The organism is Pseudomonas yamanorum (assembly GCF_013386765.1).
Taxonomy (GTDB): Bacteria; Pseudomonadota; Gammaproteobacteria; order Pseudomonadales; family Pseudomonadaceae; genus Aquipseudomonas; species Aquipseudomonas yamanorum_A.
The window spans coordinates 26,001-47,124 of the sequence record NZ_JACARE010000056.1 but is presented as its reverse complement, the minus strand read 5'-3'; the positions used below and the strand labels follow the sequence as shown (position 1 = coordinate 47,124).

General features: G+C 61.1%; 17 protein-coding genes. 13 read left to right on the top strand and 4 right to left on the bottom strand.

The genetic code is table 11. The features are described 5' to 3' along the window. Positions 1-42: 42 nt before the first annotated feature. Positions 43-1,320, bottom strand: a complete 1,278-nt coding sequence (locus HX875_RS30365) for a serine/threonine transporter (RefSeq protein WP_177048428.1) — start codon at positions 1,318-1,320, stop codon at positions 43-45. Positions 1,321-1,572: 252 nt separating this feature from the next. Here HX875_RS30365 and HX875_RS30360 point away from each other — a divergent pair, with 252 nt between their 5' ends. From HX875_RS30360 to HX875_RS30330, 7 genes are all read left to right on the top strand, one after another. Beyond that, entirely contained in the window at positions 1,573-1,956 is a 384-nt protein-coding gene (locus tag HX875_RS30360; RefSeq protein WP_003210790.1) for a tautomerase family protein, read from the top strand. Between the two features lie 52 nt (positions 1,957-2,008). Further along, on the top strand, positions 2,009-2,605 hold the full coding sequence (locus HX875_RS30355; RefSeq protein ID WP_177048426.1) for a TetR/AcrR family transcriptional regulator: 597 nt from the start codon (positions 2,009-2,011) through the stop codon (positions 2,603-2,605). Between the two features lie 217 nt (positions 2,606-2,822). After that, positions 2,823-3,359 carry a cysteine hydrolase family protein gene (locus HX875_RS30350; RefSeq protein WP_177048424.1) on the top strand — a complete coding sequence of 179 codons (537 nt, stop codon included), beginning with the start codon at positions 2,823-2,825 and terminating at the stop codon, positions 3,357-3,359. Between the two features lie 131 nt (positions 3,360-3,490). Then, complete coding sequence (locus HX875_RS30345; RefSeq protein ID WP_177048422.1) at positions 3,491-4,441, top strand: 2-hydroxyacid dehydrogenase; 951 nt, start codon at positions 3,491-3,493, stop codon at positions 4,439-4,441. Positions 4,442-4,531: 90 nt separating this feature from the next. Further along, the gene (locus HX875_RS30340) at positions 4,532-6,385 is read left to right on the top strand and encodes a pilus assembly protein TadG-related protein (protein WP_177048420.1); all 1,854 of its coding nucleotides are present in this window, start codon (positions 4,532-4,534) and stop codon (positions 6,383-6,385) included. Positions 6,386-6,515: 130 nt separating this feature from the next. Beyond that, positions 6,516-7,583, top strand: a complete 1,068-nt coding sequence (locus HX875_RS30335) for a phosphotransferase family protein (RefSeq protein ID WP_076014879.1) — start codon at positions 6,516-6,518, stop codon at positions 7,581-7,583. A gap of 19 nt (positions 7,584-7,602) precedes the next feature. Then, positions 7,603-8,370, top strand: coding sequence for an SDR family oxidoreductase (locus HX875_RS30330; RefSeq protein WP_177048418.1), 768 nt, complete (start codon positions 7,603-7,605; stop codon positions 8,368-8,370). On the opposite strand, the gene HX875_RS30325 is transcribed toward HX875_RS30330, so the two are convergent. Then, on the bottom strand, positions 8,371-8,814 hold the full coding sequence (locus HX875_RS30325; protein WP_177048417.1) for a carboxymuconolactone decarboxylase family protein: 444 nt from the start codon (positions 8,812-8,814) through the stop codon (positions 8,371-8,373). It abuts the gene before it with no gap. Positions 8,815-8,976: 162 nt separating this feature from the next. Here HX875_RS30325 and pdxR point away from each other — a divergent pair, with 162 nt between their 5' ends. Both pdxR and HX875_RS30315 read left to right on the top strand, forming a co-directional pair. Next, positions 8,977-10,410 carry a MocR-like pyridoxine biosynthesis transcription factor PdxR gene (gene pdxR / locus HX875_RS30320; protein WP_177048416.1) on the top strand — a complete coding sequence of 478 codons (1,434 nt, stop codon included), beginning with the start codon at positions 8,977-8,979 and terminating at the stop codon, positions 10,408-10,410. Positions 10,411-10,494: 84 nt separating this feature from the next. Next, positions 10,495-10,896, top strand: a complete 402-nt coding sequence (locus HX875_RS30315; protein ID WP_177048415.1) for a cupin domain-containing protein — start codon at positions 10,495-10,497, stop codon at positions 10,894-10,896. Between the two features lie 109 nt (positions 10,897-11,005). Here the strand turns inward: HX875_RS30315 and HX875_RS30310 are convergent, their stop codons facing one another. Further along, entirely contained in the window at positions 11,006-11,635 is a 630-nt protein-coding gene (locus HX875_RS30310) for a DNA-3-methyladenine glycosylase I (RefSeq protein ID WP_177048414.1), read from the bottom strand. Between the two features lie 232 nt (positions 11,636-11,867). Here HX875_RS30310 and HX875_RS30305 point away from each other — a divergent pair, with 232 nt between their 5' ends. The 4 genes from HX875_RS30305 to HX875_RS30290 all read left to right on the top strand — a co-directional run bounded on the left by HX875_RS30305 (position 11,868) and on the right by HX875_RS30290 (position 15,921). Beyond that, entirely contained in the window at positions 11,868-13,178 is a 1,311-nt protein-coding gene (locus HX875_RS30305; RefSeq protein WP_177048413.1) for a C4-dicarboxylate transporter DctA, read from the top strand. Between the two features lie 140 nt (positions 13,179-13,318). Further along, complete coding sequence (locus tag HX875_RS30300; RefSeq protein ID WP_177048412.1) at positions 13,319-14,023, top strand: FadR/GntR family transcriptional regulator; 705 nt, start codon at positions 13,319-13,321, stop codon at positions 14,021-14,023. A gap of 17 nt (positions 14,024-14,040) precedes the next feature. Continuing rightward, the gene (locus tag HX875_RS30295) at positions 14,041-14,733 is read left to right on the top strand and encodes a GntR family transcriptional regulator (protein ID WP_177048411.1); all 693 of its coding nucleotides are present in this window, start codon (positions 14,041-14,043) and stop codon (positions 14,731-14,733) included. A 192-nt stretch (positions 14,734-14,925) separates the two neighbouring features. Then, complete coding sequence (locus tag HX875_RS30290; protein ID WP_177048410.1) at positions 14,926-15,921, top strand: tetratricopeptide repeat protein; 996 nt, start codon at positions 14,926-14,928, stop codon at positions 15,919-15,921. Between the two features lie 99 nt (positions 15,922-16,020). Here HX875_RS30290 and HX875_RS30285 read toward each other — a convergent pair whose 3' ends face one another. Next, positions 16,021-20,880, bottom strand: coding sequence for an NAD-glutamate dehydrogenase (locus HX875_RS30285; protein ID WP_177048409.1), 4,860 nt, complete (start codon positions 20,878-20,880; stop codon positions 16,021-16,023). Between the last annotated feature and the right edge of the window lie 244 nt (positions 20,881-21,124).

The window sequence follows — 21,124 nt, the reverse complement described above, 5'->3', positions numbered from 1 at the left end:
TCTGCGAATTGGCCGTGATCATTGCATTGAAACGGGGTGCTGTCAGGACACCAACGAGTAAATCAGCGCGGTAATCGCCACCAGGCCCACCGCCGTCACAAACACGTTGGACGCCTGCCCACGGTACTTGGCCATGGCCGGTACCTTGCGGATCGCGTACATCGGCATCAGGAACAGGATCGACGCAATGATCGGCCCGCCCAGGGTCTCGATCATGCCGAGGATGCTCGGGTTCAGGGTGGCGACGATCCAGCACACCACCAGCATGAACGCGGCGGTCATGCGGTCCAGGGTCTTGGCAGCCGGACGACGGCCGCTTTTCAACACCAGGCCCTTGAGGCCTTCACTGGCGCCGATGTAGTGGCCCAGGAACGACTTGGCAATCGCCACGAACGCGATCAGCGGCGCGGCAAACGCGATGGTCGGGTTGCTGAAGTGGTTGGCCAGGTACGACAGGATCGACAGGTTCTGCGCCTTGGCTTCGGCCAGTTGCGCAGGCGACAGGGTCAACACGCAGCTGAACACGAAGAACAGCACCATCACCACCATCAGGATGTGCGCCCGGGACAGGATCTGCGAGCTGCGCTCCTCGGCGTGTTCGCCGTACTGGCGCTTCTGGTCCACCGCAAAGGCCGAGATGATCGGCGAGTGGTTGAACGAGAACACCATCACCGGAATCGCCAGCCACAAGGTGTGCAGCAGCGCCGAAGGGGCCGGCACCGTGCTGGCGGTGCTGAGGATGCCACCGTTCCAGTGCGGCACCAGGTACACGGCGAGGAACAGCAAGGCGACGATAAACGGATACACCATCAGGCTCATGGCCTTGACGATCACCTGCTCGCCGCAGCGCACCACGGCCAGCAGGCCGAGGATCAGCACCAGCGACAGGATCGCCCGGGGCGGCGGCGCGATGTGCAGTTGATGCTCCATGAAGCTGCCGACGGTGTTGGTCAGCGCCACGCTGTAGATCAGCAGGATCGGGAAGATCGCGAAGAAGTACAGCAAGGTGATCGCGGCACCGGCCTTGAGGCCGAAATGTTCCTCGACCACGTCGGTGATGTCCGAGCCTTCCCGGCCCGAGAGCACAAAGCGGGTCAGGCCGCGGTGAGCGAAAAACGTCATCGGGAACGCCAGTACCGCGAGGATCATCAGCGGCCAGAAACCGCCAAGGCCGGCGTTGATAGGCAGGAACAAGGTGCCGGCGCCGATGGCCGTACCGAACAGGCCGAGCATCCAGGTGGTGTCCTGGCGGCTCCAGCTTGTGAGGGTTGCAGGTGTCGTTGCGTAGCGTTCGTCGACGCTATTGGCCTGATCATTCATCCGTTCGGATCTCCGCATTCACTCAGTCGGGACGAGTCAGAAAAACCTGACAGGCAGCGCCTCGACCGAAACAGGGGCGCGATTGTCCGGGATTCGCTTGAATAAGCAAAGACTTAGCTGAGGAATGGTTGTGCGGAGCAGAGGGTTGAAGGTGATTTTTACGCCTTTAATTTTACATTTCACAAGAAATCTATTTTATAAATGCCTACCGTCATGTATTTTTAAGCCACGCCTCTCACTGGAATCACTGCCATGCCAATCGTGCGCATCGACCTTCGGAAAAACCCCGACGTCACCTACGCCAAACGCGTCGGTGTCCTGATCTACAACGCCATGCACACCGCGATTGGCGTGCCCGAGCACGATAATTTCCAGATCCTCACCGAGCATGATGAGCACCACTTCATCTATGACCCGGAGTATCTGGGCATCCAGCGCACCGACAACCTGGTGATCATCCAGATCACCCTGAATGAAGGCCGCAGCACCGAGCAGAAAAAGCTGCTGTACAAGACCATCGCCGAAAGTCTGAACCGTGAACTCGCGGTGCGCCTGGAAGACGTGTTTATCAGCCTGGTGGAGGTCAAGAAGGAAAACTGGTCGTTCGGCAACGGGATTGCGCAGTACGCCAGCTAAACGTTTTATGATGCCGCCCATTCCTGCCACAACCTGATCCAGAGAGCCTTCGATGCCACGCGTGTCCCGCAAACAAGCCGAACTCAACCGCGAAATCATCGTCGAGGCCGCCACGCGACTGTTTCGTGAACGGGGCATCCATGGCATCAGCGTGTCGGACGTAATGGCGGCTGCCGGCCTGACCCATGGCGGTTTCTACGGGCACTTCGAGTCCCGCGAGGCGCTGGCCACGGAAGCCTGCAACCGGGCGTTCGAGCAATCGAGCCTGCGCTGGCAAGCGCGGGTCGAGCAAAGCCCTGACCCCGAGACTGCGCGCCTGGCACTGATCGATCCGTACCTCACGGCCGCCAATCGCGACAACCCCGGGGACAGTTGCCCGGTGGCGGCGTTTGCCGGGGAAATGTGCCATGAAGCGCCCGACAGCGCGCTGCAACGCAGCTTTATCCAGGGTTTTGAAGAGTCCATGGGGATCCTGGCCGCTACCCAGGCTACCGGCACACCCGAAGGTGACCGGCAGGCCGCCATTGCCCAGTACACGATGATGTTCGGCGCCCTGACCCTGGCCCGTGCGACCAAAGGCGACAGCCTGTCCGAGGAGTTCCTCGCCGCCGCCAGAAATATCCTGCTCCCGGAAAAAAACCTCGTCTGATGCGTTGACAGCCAAACGCCAGCGCCAGCATGATCGGCCCATGAACCTTATCCAGCTGGCCCTCACCCGTACCACTACCACGACCGCTTATGGCGGGTCGTGTGGTAGCGGTGAGTGGCGCGCAAACTAAGCCACCCAGGTTTACCCAAGGCCCCGCCAGCAATGGACGGGGCCTTTTTATTGCTCCGCCCGTCTGGCAACTACAAGGAGCAACACCATGCCTGAAGCCAAGCGCCCCGCCCTGCTGGTCATCGACATGCAGACCGGTCTGTACGACGGCCCGGAGAAACCCCACGAACGCCAGCGCGTACTCGACACCATCAACTCATTGATTCAGCGAGCCCGCCTCGCCGGCGTACCGATTTTCGCCGCACGTCACACCGGCCCTGCGGGCTCGCCCATCGAGTCGGGCAGCCCGCTCTGGCAGCTATGGCCGGCGCTGGAGGTGGATGAAGCCCGCGACGCGGTGTTCGATAAATCCAGGCCCAGCTGTTTCCTCGACACCGGGCTGGCACAACAACTGGCGGCGTCACAGGTGAATGAGCTGGTGATCGTCGGGATGAAAACCCAGTACTGCATCGACACAACGTGCCGGGTTGCCGTCGAACTGGGGTTCTCGGTGGTGCTGCCGGAGGATGGTCACACGTGCATGGACACGCCGGCGTTAACGGCCGAGGCGATTATCGAGCATCACAACGCCACGTTGGCCGGGGCGTTTGTGAAACGTATTAAGGCGGCAGATATCTGCTTTTAACATCCTCTCCGGAGCGCCCGCTGGAGTATCAATACCCAGCGGGCGTCGGATTTTTCTTCACCTGGCGCGGGGTTCATACCGACAAAATGTCGCATACTGAACCCCTCAAACCCTTCAGGAAGAGCCCTCGCATGCCCGTCACCGTTCTGGTCCTGGTTGAAACCATCAACGACTACCTGCCGATTATCGAAGGCAACGGCTTTCACGTGATCCTCGCGCCGACCCCGGCCGAGCGCGCCAAGGCGATCAAGACCCACGGCGGGCAGATCCAGGCGGTACTGACCCGTGGCCCGCTGGGCCTGTACGCCGAGGAAATCGCCGCGCTGCCGGTGCTGGAGATCATCTGTGTGATCGGCGCCGGTTATGAACACGTGGACCTGCAAGCCGCCAGCAACCGGGGCATTGTGGTCACCAATGGCGCCGGTGTGAATGCGCCATCGGTGGCCGACCATGCCATGGCCCTGCTGCTGTCGCTGGTGCGTGACATTCCCCGGGCAGACGCGGCGGTGCGGCGCAGCGAATGGCCCAAAGTCATGCGCCCTTCCCTGGCCGGCAAACAGCTGGGGATTCTCGGGCTGGGCGCCGTGGGCCTTGAGATCGCCAAGCGCGCGGCCCTGGGGTTTGGCATGGAGGTGAGTTATCACAACCGCCAGCCCCGCGATGATGTGGACTACACCTACTGCGCCACCGCCGTGGAACTGGCGCGGGCCTCGGACTTTCTGATCCTGGCCACGCCCGGTGGCACCAGCACGCGGCATTTGATCGACCGCCAGGCCCTCGACGCGCTGGGGCCCAACGGTTTCCTGGTGAACATCGGCCGCGGCAGCGTGGTGGTCACCGCCGACCTGATTACCGCCCTGGAGCAGCGCCGTATCGGCGGCGCGGCACTGGATGTGTTCGACGATGAACCCAAGGTGCCAGACGCGCTCAAGCACCTCAGCAATACCGTGCTCACGCCCCACGTCGCCGGCCTGTCACCGGAAGCGGCCCATGACACCGTGCAACGCGTGGCAGACAATCTGCTGGAGTATTTCGCCGGCCGCCCTGTACTGACGCCCGTGATACTGCCGCCGCGAAAATAATGGCCAGTAGCCAGCAATCATCCAAATCCTGGCTACACTGCTTGCGGGGATGCTCAGGACGCTGGTACTGGACCGGCGAAGGAACGCAGGATGGTTTGCCATGGACCCGGCCCGGCCCGCCAACGCGGTGCGATAGGTTTGGTGGGCGCGATGACCCTCGGCATCGCGCTGTTGTTCCTGTTGCTGGTGGTCGACAGCGGCCGGTTGTACCTGGAAAAGCGCAAGCTGCAACGCGTGGCCGACACCGCAGCGCTTGAGGTGGTGAGCCGCGGCGGCGCCTGCTTGACCCCGAATACCAACGCCCCACAGTTTGCGATACAAAGCGCGGCCCGCAATGACTTCCCGATCGACGACAACCGTACCCTGAGCACCGCCTGTGGCACGCTGGTCACCGGCGCTGACTTCATCCGCACCTTCTCCCCCAATCCCTCCAAGGCCGATGCGATCCAGGTCATTGCTACCCATCGCGTGGTCACCAGCATCGCCAACGGCCTTTTCATGCTGTTCGCCCCAGGCCCGTTCAACCCGACGATTCAATTGCGCGCAGTGGCTGTGGCCGCCGTGCCCGCACCACCGGTGGCGGTGCTGACCATCCGCAGCACGCTGCTGACCGTAGACAGCACCAAGTCCGCAGCGCTCAACGCCTTGATCGGTGGGCTGCTGGGGGGCAAATTGCAACTCGACGCATTGGGCTGGGAGGGTTTGATCAAGGCCAATATCAACCTGCTCGGTTACCTGGACGCCCTGGCGATTCGGCTTAACGTCAGTGCCGGCAATTACGACGAACTGCTCAAGACCGACGCCAGCGTCGGCGACCTGATTCAAGCTGCGATTGATGTGCTCAAGCTGGGGGGCGATGCGGTCAAGGTGGTGATCAATAACCTGGAAGCGATCAAGCTGATTGCCCCCGGCACCAAGATCCTGCACCTGGGCGACCTGCTGAGCATCCAGAACGGCACCGACAAAAGCGCCCTGGACGTCAACCTGCAACTGTTCAATCTGATTCAGGGGTTTGTGCAACTGTCGAACAAGTACAACGCCGTGGCGGTGGAGTTGCCGATCGATGTATTGGGCCTGCTGAATATCACAGTCAAGACCAAGGTGATTGAACCGGCGCAGGTTTCCGCCATTGGCAACCCGAAGCTGATCGCCACCCAGCCGATCTATGTCAGGACCGCGCAAGTCAGGACGTTGATCTCCGTCAAACTGCCGGTAATCGACGGACTGAACGGAATTATCAGCACAATAACGGGGCTGGTGGGTGGCTTGTTGGGTGGTTTCCTGGACCCGGCAATCGGCTCGCAAATTGATGTTGCCCTGGAGGCTGCCAGCGGCAGCAGCAGCGTCACCGGTTACAGTTGCACGAGCGCTGCGGACAAATCGTTGTCGGTTGTGGGCACTACCTCTGCCGTGCGGTTGATGGTGGGCCAGATCGATCCGAAGAACCTGTTTTCCTCCACTGAACCCCTGAAGGTCAATGAATTTGCGCTGCTGGACCTGGGCGAAAAAACCTGCAGCAAGGGTGTGTGTGACCGGGAGCCATATGCCGTCGGCGGTATCAGCCTGAAGGTCGACAGCAGCGTGGCCAAGACCACCCGAAACCATACCTACCTGTCGCCACCCGAGGTAAAAAGCCCGCCGGATTACTTCAGTTTCAGCTCCAACAACGTCGTGGGCAGCCTGGCCAACACCCTCAACGGCATCCAATTGATCAACCATCCACCCACCAAGGGCGGGCTGCTGGGGTTGGTGCTGAGCCTGGTCGTCGGGCTGTTGACGACGGTGCTCAACCTCGTCAGCACTACGGTCTCCGCCCTGCTCGGCCCACTCCTCGACCCGTTGGTCAACAACCTCCTCGCCGGCCTCGGCATCGACCTGGCAAAAGTCGAGATCGGTGCCAACCTGTCCTGCAACCCAAGCGGGCGTGCAATTCTGGTGATCTGAGCACATCAGGCCCGCTGATCATCGGCCAACACGCTAACCTATTAAGCCGCCCCAACCTTGTGGCTGGGCGTCTACGCGCATTAGATTAGCCAATAGTCCAAGGCCTTAAGAATAAGCAGAAGGGATAAGCATGGCGCTTAATGACCAATCGACCCAGATTCGCCCCGGCGAAGAACTTGATGCCAGCCTCATCGATCCCTACCTCAAGGCCCATATTCCGGGCTTGAGCGGCAGCGTCAACATCAGCCAGTTTCCGGGAGGCGCCTCCAACCTGACGTACCTGCTGGAATACCCCGGCCAGGAATTCGTGCTGCGCCGCCCGCCCTTTGGCCACAAGGCCAAGTCCGCCCACGACATGGGCCGCGAATACCGGATTCTCAACCAGCTCAAGGACGGTTTCCCGTATTGCCCCAAGGCCTACGTGCACTGCACCGACGAGTCGGTGATCGGCGCCGAGTTCTACGTGATGGAGCGCGTCAACGGCATCATCCTGCGCTCGGACCTGCCGCCGGAGCTGGGCCTGGATGCGGCGAAAACCGAAGCCTTGTGCAAAAGCTTTATCGACAAGTTCGTCGAGCTGCATCAGGTGGACTACACCGCCTGCGGCCTGGCCGACCTGGGTAAGCCCGAGGGTTACGTGGAGCGCCAGATTCGCGGCTGGAGCGATCGCTACGAAAAAGCCCTGACCCCTGACGCACCGAGCTGGGAAGCCGTGCGTGCCTGGCTCAACGACAAGATGCCAGCCGATCACCCCACCTCGAGCATCGTCCACAACGACTATCGCTTCGACAACGTGATCCTCGACCCGCATAACCCGATGCAGATCATCGGTGTGCTCGACTGGGAACTGACCACCCTCGGCGACCCGCTGATGGACCTGGGCAACACCCTCGCCTACTGGATCGAAGCGGCCGACCCGGCCCCGGTGCAGCTGATGCGCCGCCAGCCGAGCAACGCCCCCGGCATGCTCACCCGCCGCCAGTTCGTCGACTACTACGCCGAGCGCTCCGGGATCCAGATCGACAATTTCGACTTCTACTACACCTACGGCCTGTTCCGCCTGGCCGGCATCGTGCAGCAGATCTACTACCGCTTCTTCCATGGCCAGACCCAGGACAAACGCTTTGCGCAGTTCATCCACATGAACAAGCTGCTGGAGCAGATGAGCCTGAATGTCATCAAACAGTCTTCCCTCTGACCCTCTTCAAGGAAAAACCATGTCCAAGACTCAACTGTTCGACCTCGACGGCAAGATCGCTTTCGTTTCCGGCGCCAGCCGCGGTATTGGTGAGGCGATTGCCAAATTGCTGGCCCAGCAAGGCGCCCACGTGATCGTGTCGAGCCGCAAGATCGACGGCTGCCAGCACGTGGCCGATGCGATCATCGCCGACGGCGGCAAGGCCACGGCCATTGCCTGCCATATCGGCGAAATGGAACAGATCACGAATGTCTTCGCCGCGATCCGCGAACAGTTCGGCCGCCTGGATATCCTGGTCAACAACGCCGCCACCAACCCGCAGTTCTGCAATGTACTGGACACCGACCTGGGCGCGTTCCAGAAGACCGTCGATGTGAACATTCGCGGCTACTTCTTCATGTCGGTGGAAGCCGGCAAGCTGATGCGCGAGAACGGTGGCGGCAGCATCATCAACGTGGCATCCATCAACGGGATATCGCCGGGCGTGTTCCAGGGCATCTACTCGGTGACCAAGGCGGCCGTGATCAACATGACCAAGGTTTTCGCCAAGGAATGCGCGCCGTTCGGCATTCGTTGCAACGCGCTGCTGCCGGGGCTGACCGACACCAAGTTCGCCTCCGCGCTGGTCAAAAACGATTCGATCCTGAAAATGGCCCTGGCGCAGATCCCCCTCAAGCGCGTGGCCGACCCGAGCGAAATGGCCGGCGCGGTGCTGTACCTGGCCAGCGATGCATCCAGCTACACCACGGGTATTTCGCTGAACGTGGACGGTGGTTTCCTGTCCTGATCAATCGTTCGGCGGTTGCTGGCGAAACCCTACGGCCAGGCGGTTCCAGGCACTGATGCTGGACACCGCCATGGTCAGGTCCACCAACTCCTGCTCGCTGAACTCCACGCGCATTGCCGCAAACAGTTCATCCGGCACGCTGGAGGTCGGCAGCGTGGCCACGGATTCGCTCCAGGCCAGGGCGGCTTTCTCCCTCGGGTTAAAAAACGGCGAGTCTCGCCACACGCACAATGCGAACAGCCGCCGCTCGCTCTCGCCCCGCTGACGCGCTGCCATCGAGTGCATGTCGGTGCAGAACCCGCACTGATTGAGCTGCGAAACCCGGATCCTGATCAGCTCCAGCAGGGGCTTTTCGATGGACAAGCCAAAGGTCGCCGCTTCCAGCATCAACATGCCCTTGAGCGCTTGTGGCGAGGCGGTGTAGTAATCCAGGCGAGGTTCCATCGGTGTAGCCCCAGTGGCAAATGCAATGACTGCCCAGCCTAAAGGCCGCGTGGCATAAGCCCTATAGCCAAAACGCCGGTTTATGAGGGGACCACTTTGGCGGTACCGAGCCGCGACGGTTACGGGTAACCTTGCCAGGGATTGATCGCCTCTGGATGAAACATGGAACTGCACGTCGTCATCAATGGCCGCAAGGATCTGGCCGAACAGCTTTACCAGCAACTGCGCGCGGCCATTGAGTCGGGACAACTGGCGGCCGGCGCGCAGCTGCCGCCCAGCCGACTGTTGGCCGAGCAATTGGGCGTGTCGCGCAAGACAGTGTCCGACACCTACGCCACCCTGACCTATGAAGGCCTGCTGGTGGGCAAGATCGGCCGTGGCACCTTCGTCAACGCCCGGGCGCCGCGTTCCGAGCGCCTGCAAACCGCCACAGACCTGGCCTGCGCCGCCAACCTCGCCAAGTGGCAATCACTGCCTTCCCCCATGCGCCACCCAACCCGGGACGGCACCTTGCGTTGCGAGTTTATCGGGGGTGCCACCACCCGCAGCCAGTTTCCCCAGGAAGAATGGCGCCGCTGCACCCAGGACGCCTTGCGCCGCATCGCCCAGAACAGCGGTTACTACAGCCAGCCTGAAGGCTTGCCGGCCTTGCGCAATGCGATCGCCGGGCATATTGCGTTTTCCCGCGGGGTCAAATGCCGGGATGACGACATCGTGGTCACCAATGGGGCCCAGCAGGCGCTGGACCTGATCGCCCGCGTGGTGCTGGAACCCGCAAGCATCGTTGCCATGGAAGACCCCGGCTACACCCCGGCACGCCTGATGTTCAACGCGGTGGGCGCTACGGTGGTGGGCGTGCCGGTCGACGAACAGGGCATCCAGGTAGAGCTGATTCCCGACGGCACCCGGCTGATCTATGTGACGCCGTCCCACCAGTTTCCCCTGGGCATGCCGATGAGCCTGGCGCGCCGCGAGGCGTTGCTGGCGCGGGCGTTCGAGCTGGGCGCAATCATCATCGAAGACGATTACGACAGTGAGTTTCGCTACGAGGGGCGCCCCACCGATTCGCTGCAAAGCATGGACACCCGGGGTGTCGTCACCTACGTCGGGACCTTCTCCAAAACCCTGCTGCCAGAACTGCGCCTGGGTTACGCCGTGCTGCCGCCGGCGATTTTTGGCGCAGTGCTCAAGGCCAAGCAACTGACCGACCAACACAGCTCCACCCTGCCGCAATGGGCCCTGGCCAAGTTCATCAGCGAAGGCTATCTGCTCAAGCATATTCGTCGTTGCCATACCGTGTACGCGGGGCGCCGGGAGCGCATTCTCAAGCGCCTGGCCACAGACCTGTCGCCGTGGTTCGAAGCGGTGCCCACCGTGGCCGGGTTCCATATGGCGGCGCTGTGCAAGGTGCCGGTAAATATCCCGCTGCTGATGGAGCTGGCCCGCAAGGTCGAGGTCGGCCTGTATCCCTTGAGCGTGTTCTTCCATGAGGCGCCGGTGCGCGACGGGTTGATCATTGGTTTCGGCGCCATTGAAACCCTGGATATCGACCCGGCGCTGGACAAGGTGCGCGACATCCTGCAAGAGATTGGCTGAGGGATTTTCCGGCGGATTGGTTATTGGTCGCCCCATGACCTGCGCGTAGGGTGAAGAGGTCTAAAACTTCCCGGAAGCATCGCCATGAAAATACTGCTCGGCACCACCCTGTTGCTGGCCTCGTTAAGCGCCTTTGCCCACGACCCGGTGTACAACCAGGAAAAGATCAACGTCCTGCAAGAGCATGCCCTGACCAATGTTCCGGGCAAGAAAACCATCATGCTCACCGTGGACTACGCCCCGGGCCAGGCCACCGTGCCCCACAGCCACACCGGCACGGCCGTGGCCTATGTGCTGGAAGGTGCAATCACCTCGCGGGTCAACGATGAGAAGGCGATCACCTACAAGGTGGGCCAATCGTTCTATGAGCCCGCCGGTTCGCGGCACTTTGAATCCAGCAATGCCAGCCAGACCCAACCGGCGAAACTGCTGGTGGTGATGGTGATGGACGACAAGGCCGACGTGCTCACACCGCTGCCACATTAACCGTCCTTGTGGGAGCTGGCTTGCCTGCGATAGCGGTGTATCAGACACAGTTGTGTTTGTTGACCCACCGCTATCGCAGGCAAGCCAGCTCCCACAGTTTTGACCGCGCTCAGGGGCGTTTGAAGTGGCGGCGCAGGTGTTCGATTCTTGGCCGACAGACGCACCCTTCAAGGTGGTCGTTGACCATGCCCATCGCCTGCATCAACGCATACATGGTAGTCGGCCCCACGTAGCTCCAGCCGCGCTTTTTCAGGGCCTTGGACAAGCGCGTTGACGCAGCTGACGTGGGATTGGCCGTCCAGTACGCCATGTCCACCACTGCCGGACGCTCATCGGCGGCCGGTTCAAATGACCACAGCCACGCCGCCAGCGAGCCGGTCTCATCCACCAGCTCACAGGCGCGCCGGGCGTTGTTGACGGTGGACACGATCTTGGCGCGATTACGCACAATGCCCGGGTCGGCCATCAAGCGCTCGATGTCCTGCTCGGTGTACTGCGCCACCCGGCGAAAATCAAAGCCCTCGAACGCTCGCCGAAACGCCTCGCGCTTGCGCAGGATGGTGATCCACGCCATGCCTGCCTGAAAACCCTCCAGGCAAATCTTCTCGTACAGCGCAATGTCCTCGGCCACCGGCACGCCCCATTCATGGTCGTGGTAATGCGCGTACTCCGGCGCCGCCGTGCGCCACGTACAGCTCGTGATGCCCGCCGCGTCGGTAATCAAACCTGGAATATCCATAACTCACCTTGTGAACCGAGCCCGGGATGATAAGCGAAAAAAATTCCGGGCCGCCAACCGCTCAAGCCCCGACCTTGGCGACCAACTGGTCAGACCGGGACCCATCCTCTCTGTAATATTTACTTGCAGCTGGAAAAAAACCGAGCGTAGACTGGCCCCGCACTGGACATACCGGTCAGACCACAACAATTAAGCCCTGGACCCACCAGGGCACCGAATAGAGATCCTTCCCATGCTCAGATGGTGCTCGCGTTCGATGTTCCTGCAAGTCGTGATTGGCCTGGTCATCGGCATAATCTGCGGCCTCGCCCTTCCCGAATTCTCCTCGCAACTCAAACCCCTGGGTGACGGCTTTATCAAGCTGATCAAAATGCTGATTGGCCTGATCGTGTTCTGCGTGGTGGTCAGCGGTATTTCCGGTGCCGGCGACTTGAAGAAAGTCGGACGCATCGGGCTCAAGTCGGTGATCTACTTTGAAGCGCTGACCACCGTGGCCCTGGTGATCGGCCTGATCATGGCCTTCAGTACCGGGATCGGCACCGGCGCCAATATCCACCTGGAACAACTCTCCTCCGCCGGCTTGAATGAACTGGCCGACAAAGGCCAACACATCAAGGGCACCAGCCAGTTCCTGATGGACCTGATCCCCAACTCGGTGATCGGCGCCTTCGCCGACAACAACGTGCTGCAGGTGCTGTTGTTCTCCGTGCTGTTCGGCAGCGCCCTGAACCTGGTGGGCGAAGCCGCCTCCGGCATCTCGCGGTTGATCAACGAGCTGAGCCACGTGATCTTCCGCATCATGGGCATGATCGTGCGCCTGGCACCCATCGGCGTGTTCGGCGCCATCGCCTTCACCACCAGCACCTACGGCCTGGATTCCCTGCAACACCTGGGTAGCCTGGTGGGCCTGTTCTACCTCACCTGTTTCATGTTCGTGGCGGTGATTCTCGGCCTGGTGATGCGCCTGTCGGGCCTGCGGATGCTGCCGCTGCTCAAGTACCTGCGCGAAGAGCTGTTGATCGTGATGGGCACCGCGTCCTCCGATGCGGTGTTGCCACAGATCATGCGTAAACTGGAGCACCTGGGCATCGGCAGCTCGACCGTGGGTCTGGTGATTCCGACGGGGTACTCGTTCAACCTCGATGGCTTCTCGATCTACCTGACCCTGGCCATCGTATTTATCGCCAACGCCACCGGCACGCCGCTGTCGATGACCGACCTGCTGACCATCCTGCTGGTATCGCTGATCACCTCCAAGGGTGCCCACGGGATCCCGGGATCGGCCCTGGTGATTCTGGCGGCGACGCTCACCGCGATCCCGGCGATTCCGGTGGTGGGCCTGGTGCTGGTGTTGGCAGTGGACTGGTTCATGGGGATTGGCCGGGCGCTGACCAACCTGATCGGCAACTGCGTTGCTACCGTGGCCATCGCCCGCTGGGAAAAAGACATCGATATCCAGCGCGCCAACAAGGTGCTGGACGGGCAGCAAGGGTATGCCTTCCAGGCCAAGAAGCCGGTAGTGCCCGCCCACCAGGAGTTCTGACTCTTTCCCGACAACACACCACTCCAATGTGGGAGCTGGCTTGCCTGCGATGGCGCCGGGTCGGCAAATGAATTTTTGACTGATACACCGCTATCGCAGGCAAGCCAGCTCCCACACTAGATCATCAAGGAGGCATCGACGTGATCAGCACCTCAACCGTCGTCAATTCAGTGGTAGAAAAACTGCGCGCCGCCCTGGCGAAGGGCCAGTGGCGACGCGGCGAGATGCTCCCCGGCCAACGTGAACTGGCCGAGCAACTGGGCATCAGCCGTCCGAGCCTGCGCGAAGCGGTGATCGTGCTCGAAACCCTCGGCCTGGTGCGCTCCATGCCCGGCAAGGGCGTGGTGGTGCTGGAAGCCACCCTCAGCGAACCCCAGGCCCAGGACAGCGGCGTGGCCGACGCCAGTCTCGAAGACATCCTGCAACTGCGCTACACCCTCGAGCCCTTTATCGTCGGCCTGGTGGCTCAATCCATCAGCAGCAAGGAGGTCGGGCAACTGCGCCTGACCCTGATGGACATGCGCGAGGCCCTCGATGCCGGCGACAGCGAAGCCGGGATGAACGCCTACATCGCGTTCCACGAAGAACTGTTCGCCCTGACCTCCAACCCGATCTTCCAGAACGTGGTGCAACAAACCAGCAACGCCCTCAAGCAAAGCGCCCAGGTGCTGCGCAACTCCCCCGAGCACCTGGCGGAGCGCCTGCAGGAAAACGACGCCGTGGTGCGCGCGATCCGCAACAAGAACAGCGCCCTGGCCAGCGCCGAAATGCGCCGGCACATCCTCCAGGAAGGCTTGCGCATGGGCATTCGCTTGAACATCCCGGATGACCATCTGGGTAGCTGACTTTTTGGAGACCGCCCATGAACGCCCCTGCCCTGCAACGTAACAGCGTCGTCAATGTCCTGCCGCCGATACGCCTGGTGCCCGGCAAAAAACTCTCGGTGGACGACATCTATCCGCGGCTGTTCGACGCCATTCTCGAACAACGCATCGCCCCGGCCAGCCGCTTTACCGAAGAAAGCCTGGGGCAGAGTTTTGGTGTGAGCCGCAGCGTGATACGCCGAGTGCTGGCGCGGCTATCGCACCAACAAGTAATCATCCTGCGGCCCAACCATCGGGCCCAGGTGGCAGCACCGGATGCCCAACAAACCCGGCAAATTCTGGAGGCCCGTCGCCTGACGGAAATCACCGTGGTGCAACTGGCGTGTGCTCACGCGAAACCGGCACAGATCCGCCAACTGCGAGAGCTGATCGCACGGGAACGCGCCTGCATTGAGCGTGACGAACGCGGCCCGGCGATTCGGCTTTCAGGGGAGTTTCACCTGCAACTGGCGGCCATCGCCGGGAATGCACCGCTGGCGCAGTTTCTCAACAGCCTGGTGCCGTTGACGTCGTTGGTGATAGCGCAGCTTGAGGCGACGGCCTGCACGTATTGCGCGGGGCAGGAGCATAGGGCGATTGTGGATGCGGTGGAGCAAGGCGACGCCGGTACCGCCGTCACCTTGATGACCCGGCATCTGGACCACCTGGAAGCCAAGCTACTTATTTCGTAGCATCGCCAATCTTGTAAAGCGAACACAAAGAAGCCCGGTATCTTTCGACACATGGTTTTGTCTACTAATCAGCCAAGCCAACTCCAGCACCGCCTGATCCGCGCCCGCCCTAGCTATGTAACGCCTGCGCCAGGTGACCTTTCCATAACCTGTATCCCGCACTGCTTGAGTGCTCTATTACAGGTATCGAAAATGTACATTGACCCAGACGTGTCGTCGAAGCTGTCCACCCTGATTACTCAATTGAATGATCAGAAGGCTTCTCTGCCGGCCCCCTTGAATGCAACGTTGGCTGAACTGACCGACGCCGCAAGGAAGATTGGAAGCGCGTTGTTTCGTCGAGGCAAAATTGACGACGCGGCATTCTATTTGACCTTCCCGGCGCTGAATGGCGACGCGCAATCGCAATACGCCATGGCCACTTGCACCGGTTATATATTCGGGGCATTTCGCTATGCGTTCCCGGAAACCAAAAAATGGCTCAGGCTTGCAGCGGCACAGAACAACGTCTTCGCCTTGATGTGGCTCGGGGACACCGAATCTCTGGCAAAAGCCAGGGAGCTGTCCATGGCGGCAGTTGCCGCTGGCAATGCCCAGGGCATGTTAAACATGTATACCCTGACCCAGGACATTGCATGGCTGACCCAGGCCGCAGCCACAGGCAACTCAAAGGCGCAATTCAAACTGGCCCAAGCCTACCGGGAACACCCTGGGCTGATGACCAACGCCGTAGAGCGCAACGCACTGATTGAAGAGATGTGCCAAAAATCTGCTGACAGCGGGTATCCACCGGCACTGTACGATCGCGTCTACCCCCAGACATCAACAGCCAGCACGCTCGAGAAGCAGCAAAGGTTTGCACAATTGGTAGCGGCGGGCGAACTGGAAGGCATACAGGAATACGGCTACGCACTGGCCGGCATGCCATGGAAAGGGGCCAAAAAAGCGCGCATCTATGGACTCGAAAAAGACTTGCCCAAAGCCCGCGCACTATTGAAATTTGCACGTGACAGAAACGTCGGTATTGAATCGGTTGATCAACTCGACGCTGACCTCGAGGAAATCTTGCACCAGATGAGTCCGAAGCAATATGACGCCTCCCTGTCCATCCTCGCTGAGTTGAACAGCAAGGTGCTGCTGGTCGCTCAATTCAATGAACCAAAAGTCGTGCTGGGTTCCGGCAACTGACCCACGGCAGCCATGCCCTCGACGTAAGCGTCCACCCAAAAAAAATCCCCGTGTCTTTCGACACGGGGATTTTTCGGTGTTAACCCTCAATCAGGCTTTTTACAGCACCGACTGACCACTCATTGCCAGGTCCAGCAACTCACGGTTGGCCACCGCGTACATGGCGTAGTCCGTGCCGACTGCAGCACGAATTTCAACCATCATGGCGCGCCAGCGATCAGCCATGTCCTGGTGCTGCTCAAGCCACAGGGCCACGCGGGCTTCCATGTCTTCTGGCGCGTCGGCCATTTGCAGTACGGAAATGGTGATCGCCCGTTGCTGCCAATCCACGTCGTCGCGGAAGGCCTCACGGGCCTGGGCCTGCCAGTTGTTGCCCACCGGCAGGCTGCTGATTTGCTGCAGGTACCACGGCAAGTCCAGGGCGCTGCCGACGGCGAAGTAAGCCTTCGCGACGTCTGCTGCACTTTGGCCTGTCACGTCCGCGGCCTCGATGATCGGCAACAGGGTGTACAGGTGCGTAGTGCCTGCAACCATGCGCGCCAACAACTCTGGCACACCGGCCTCGACGTAAGCCTGGTAACGGTTCTGCCAGCCTTCGCGGGTCGGACCTTCCAGCAGTTCGTCGAGCTTGAGACCCAGCGCAGCGAGGTGTGGACCGAAGTGCGCAACATCGCGCCCGGCGTCCTGCTCGTTGCGACGGCTGCGCAGGAACCAGCGCGTGGCACGACGGCCCAGGCGCATCAGTTCGTCCATCAGCTCCAGTTGCACGTCGGCCGACACCTGGTGGTCCAGGGCTTCGATCTGACGGAACCAGTGCGGGAGATGGAAGATGTCACGCACGATCACGTAGGCACCGGCCACGTTCGCCGGGCTCATGCCGGTGGACTCTTTGAGTCGCTGAACGAAGGTGATGCCCATGTGGTTGACCAGGTCGTTGGCGATCTGGGTGCTGACGATCTCACGCTTCAGACGGTGGCGACGCATGGCTTCGGAGAACTTGGCCACCAGGCTCGGCGGGAACGCGGTCTCCATGTCACGGGTCAGGTAGTCGTCATCCGGCACCAGGGACTTAAGCAGCGCTTCCTTGAGGTCGATCTTGCTGTAGGAGATCAATACCGACAGCTCCGGACGCGTCAGGCCCTTGCCCGCGGCGGCGCGCTCGTTGAGCTGCTCCTCGGTCGGCAGGTACTCGATGGCACGGTCCAGCTTGCCGCGGCCTTCCAGGTCGCTCATCAGGCGCTTGTACTCGGCTGCTCGCTCGAAAGCTTTGCGGGCCGCCAGGGACAGGGCCTGGGTTTGCTTGTAGTTGTTGCCCAACACCAGGCTGCCGACTTCGTCGGTCATGCTCGCCAGCAACTGGTTGCGTTGCTTGTCGGTCATGTCGCCAGCCTGCACCACTTCGTTGAGCAGGATCTTGATGTTCACTTCGTGGTCGGAGCAATCCACGCCACCGGCGTTGTCGATGAAGTCGGTGTTGGAACCGCCGCCATTGAGGCCGAATTCCACACGACCCAGTTGGGTCATGCCGAGGTTACCGCCCTCGCCCACTACCTTGCAGCGCAGCTCGTTACCATTGACGCGCAGGGCGTCGTTGGCCTTGTCGCCCACATCGGCGTGGCTTTCGGTGCTGGCCTTGACGTAGGTACCGATACCGCCGTTCCACAACAGGTCCACCGGCGCCTTGAGCAAGGCGTTCAGCAGTTCGGTCGGGGTCAGCTTGTCGGCCTGGATGTCGAAGCGTTCTTTCATCTGTGGCGAGATGGCAATGCTCTTCGCGCTGCGCGAGAAGATACCGCCGCCTTCGGACATGATGCTGGTGTCGTAGTCGGTCCAGGCCGAGCGCGGCAGGTCAAACAGGCGCTGGCGTTCCGCGAAGCTGTTGGCCGGGGTCGGGTTTGGATCGATGAAGATGTGCAGGTGGTTGAAGGCCGCGACCAGTTGCAGCTTGTCGGACATCAACAGGCCGTTGCCGAACACGTCGCCGGCCATGTCGCCCACGCCCACCACGGTGATGCTGTCTTGCTGGACATTGATGCCGCGCTCACGGAAGTGACGCTGCACGCCCACCCACGCGCCCTTGGCGGTGATGCCCATTTTCTTGTGGTCGTAACCGGCAGAACCACCGGAGGCGAACGCATCACCCAGCCAGAAGCCGTAGTCGATGGCGATGCCGTTGGCGATGTCGGAGAAGGTCGCAGTGCCCTTGTCCGCCGCCACCACCAGGTACGGGTCATCGTTGTCGTGGCGCACCACGTTCAACGGTGGCACCAGGGCGCCGTCTTTCAGGTTGTCGGTGATGTCCAACAGGCCGGAAATGAAGATGCGGTAGCAGGCGATACCCTCGGCCGCGATCTCGTCCCGGCTGCCGCCCAGTGGCAGGCGACGCGGCAGGAAGCCGCCCTTGGCGCCGACTGGCACGATGACCGAGTTCTTCACCTGCTGGGCTTTTACCAGGCCCAGCACTTCGGTACGGAAGTCTTCTTCACGGTCGGACCAGCGCAGGCCGCCGCGAGCGACGTTGCCAAAGCGCAGGTGCACGCCTTCAACCCGTGGCGAGTAGACGAAGATTTCAAACTTCGGCACCGGCTTGGGCAATTCAGGAATCGCGTGTGGGTTGAACTTGAAGCTGAAGTAGGACTTGTTCTGACCGTTGGCATCCGCCTGGTAGAAGTTGGTCCGCAGGGTGGCCTTGATCAGGTCCAGGTAGCGACGCAGGATGCGGTCTTCGTTGAGCACCTGAACGTCGTCCAGGGCCGTGAGGATCGCTTGCTCCAGGCGTTGCTGCTTGTCTTCCAGGTCGTCGCTGGTGAGCTTGCGCGCCAGGTAGAAGCGGGTCTTGAACAACCGGGTCAACTCGCGGGCGATGTCGGTGTGGTTGTTCAGGGTGCTGGCAATGTAACCCAGGTCGAAGCCCAGGCGAATCTGCTTCAGGTAACGGGCGTAGGCACGCAGCAGCGCCACGTCGCGCCATGGCAGGCCGGCGGTCAGCACCAGGCGGTTGAACGCATCGTTCTCGGCATCGCCGTGCACGATATGCACGAACGCGTCCTGCAGGGTGTCGTTCAGTTGCTGGATGTCGAGGTTCACGCCTTCGGCGGCGATGAACGCGAAATCGTGAATCCAGAACTCGCGGCCATTGGCATGACGCAGGCGGTACGGGAATTCACCCAGTACACGCAGGCCGAGGTTTTCCAGGATCGGCAGCACGTCGGACAGTGCCAGCGGAGTGTCGGCGTGATACAGCTTGCAGTGCAGCTCGCGCTGGCCGGAAACCTGACCCAGTGGCTGGTAGAAACTCATCACCAGCGGGTTGGCTTCGGTCAGGCTGAGCAGGTGCTGCATGTCGACCACGGCCGAATGCGCGGCGAAACGCTCGCGGTAGCCGGCCGGGAAGCCTTTCGGGAAGTCTGCGAGCACGTTGGTGCCATGGGCTTCGCCGAAGCTTTCCACCACCAGGCTGGAGTAGTCGTCCTGCCAGCTGCGGCAGGCCTGCACCACTTCTTTTTCCAGTTGCAGCGGGTCGATGTCCAGGCGGTTCTTCGGGTCTACCCGCAGGATCAGCTGGACGCGAGCCAGTACGGACTCAGAGAAGAAGGTCCAGAATTCGCAGTCCGAGGCTTTCAGGCGATCCATCAGCACTTGCTGGATCTTCTGGCGCACTTCGGTGGAATAGATGTCGCGCGGCACGTAGGCCAGGCAGTAGCAGAAGCGACCGTACGGGTCTTTGCGCAGGAACACGCGGATCTTGTTGCGCTCCTGGATCTGCACGATCGACATCACGGTGCTGAACAGCTCGTCCACCGGGGTCTGGAACAGATCATCCCGGGGCAGCACTTCGACCACCTGGGCCAGTTCCTTGCCCAAATGCGCCTTGGCCTGGAAGCCCGAGCGACGTTCGATTTCCGCGACCTTGCGGCGAATGTACGGGATTACCCGCACGCTTTCGCCGTACACCGAAGAGGTGTAGAGGCCCATGAAGCGGCATTCCTTGGTGACCTTGCCGTCGGCATCGATCTGGCGGATCGACACGTAGTCCGGGTAGGCCGGGCGGTGCACGCGGCTTGGGTGAGCGGCCTTGGCGAACGACAGCACGGCCGGTTCACGCAGGTAGTTCACCGCGTAGTCTTCGATGCGCAGATCGTCGGCGGTGAGGCCCGGGCGCAGCAGTTTGGTCAGACCGAGGAACGAATTGGCGTCATATTCGATATGACCGCCGTCCGCCTCGTCACGTACCACAAACTCTTCATAGCCCAGGAAGGTGAAGTGGTTGCCCACCAGCCATTCCAGGAAACTCTTGATCTCGGCTTTTTCTTCGCCGTCGATCACGTACGCGCTGGCGTCGATACCGTCCAGCAGTTCCTGGACCTTGGCCTTCATCGGCTCGAAATCGGCGACAGCGACGCGCACTTCGCCCAGTACCTGCTCAAGTTCCTTGCTCAGGACATTCAGCTCGGCGGCGTTGGCGCAGCGGTCGATTTCCAGGTACATCAGCGATTCTTGCTGAACGTCTTCGCCCTGGGTGCCTTTGGGCAGGATTTCCAGCAGCTCGCCCTTCTTGCCACGACGCACGCTGAGCACGGTGGTTTGCAGGGTATGGATGCTGTAGCCACGGCGGTTCAGCTCGGTACGCACCGAGTCCACCAAAAATGGCAGGTCGTGGTGCAGCACTTCGACCGCGGTGTGGGTCGATTGCCAGCCATGACGTTCGTAATCGGGGTTGTAGACCCGCACTTGCGGTTGGGTGTGGTCAAAGCGCTCAAGCAGGCGCCAGGCAGACAGGGTGCAACCGGCCAGGTCGGACAAGCGACGCTGGGTCAGTTCATCCAGGGAAATGATGCCGAAGAATTGTTCAGCGAACAGCGCCACTTGTGGCAGTGCCTGTTCACTGATGTGCTGCGCCAGTGCCGCTTGCAGTTGGTGCTGGAAGTCGGCTTTGCTGGCTGCGGTGAAGAACGCCATCTGTGGTACTCCGCTTGGGCTTGTTATTGATGGAAGCGTCGCGTGTTATCCCCTTGCGGGGAGACCGTCAGCTCTGTTCGCGGTCTACAGTAACGAATTCAGAGTGACAGGTGGGTGAAGCTGGACAAGACAATGAGGTCACATTCAACTTCCATAAGATGTACAGCTTGCCAGGTGACGGTACGACGGGCAGGTCAGACTCCTGGCGAGGCACATCCGTTGCGCAGCTTAACGAGTGTAGGAA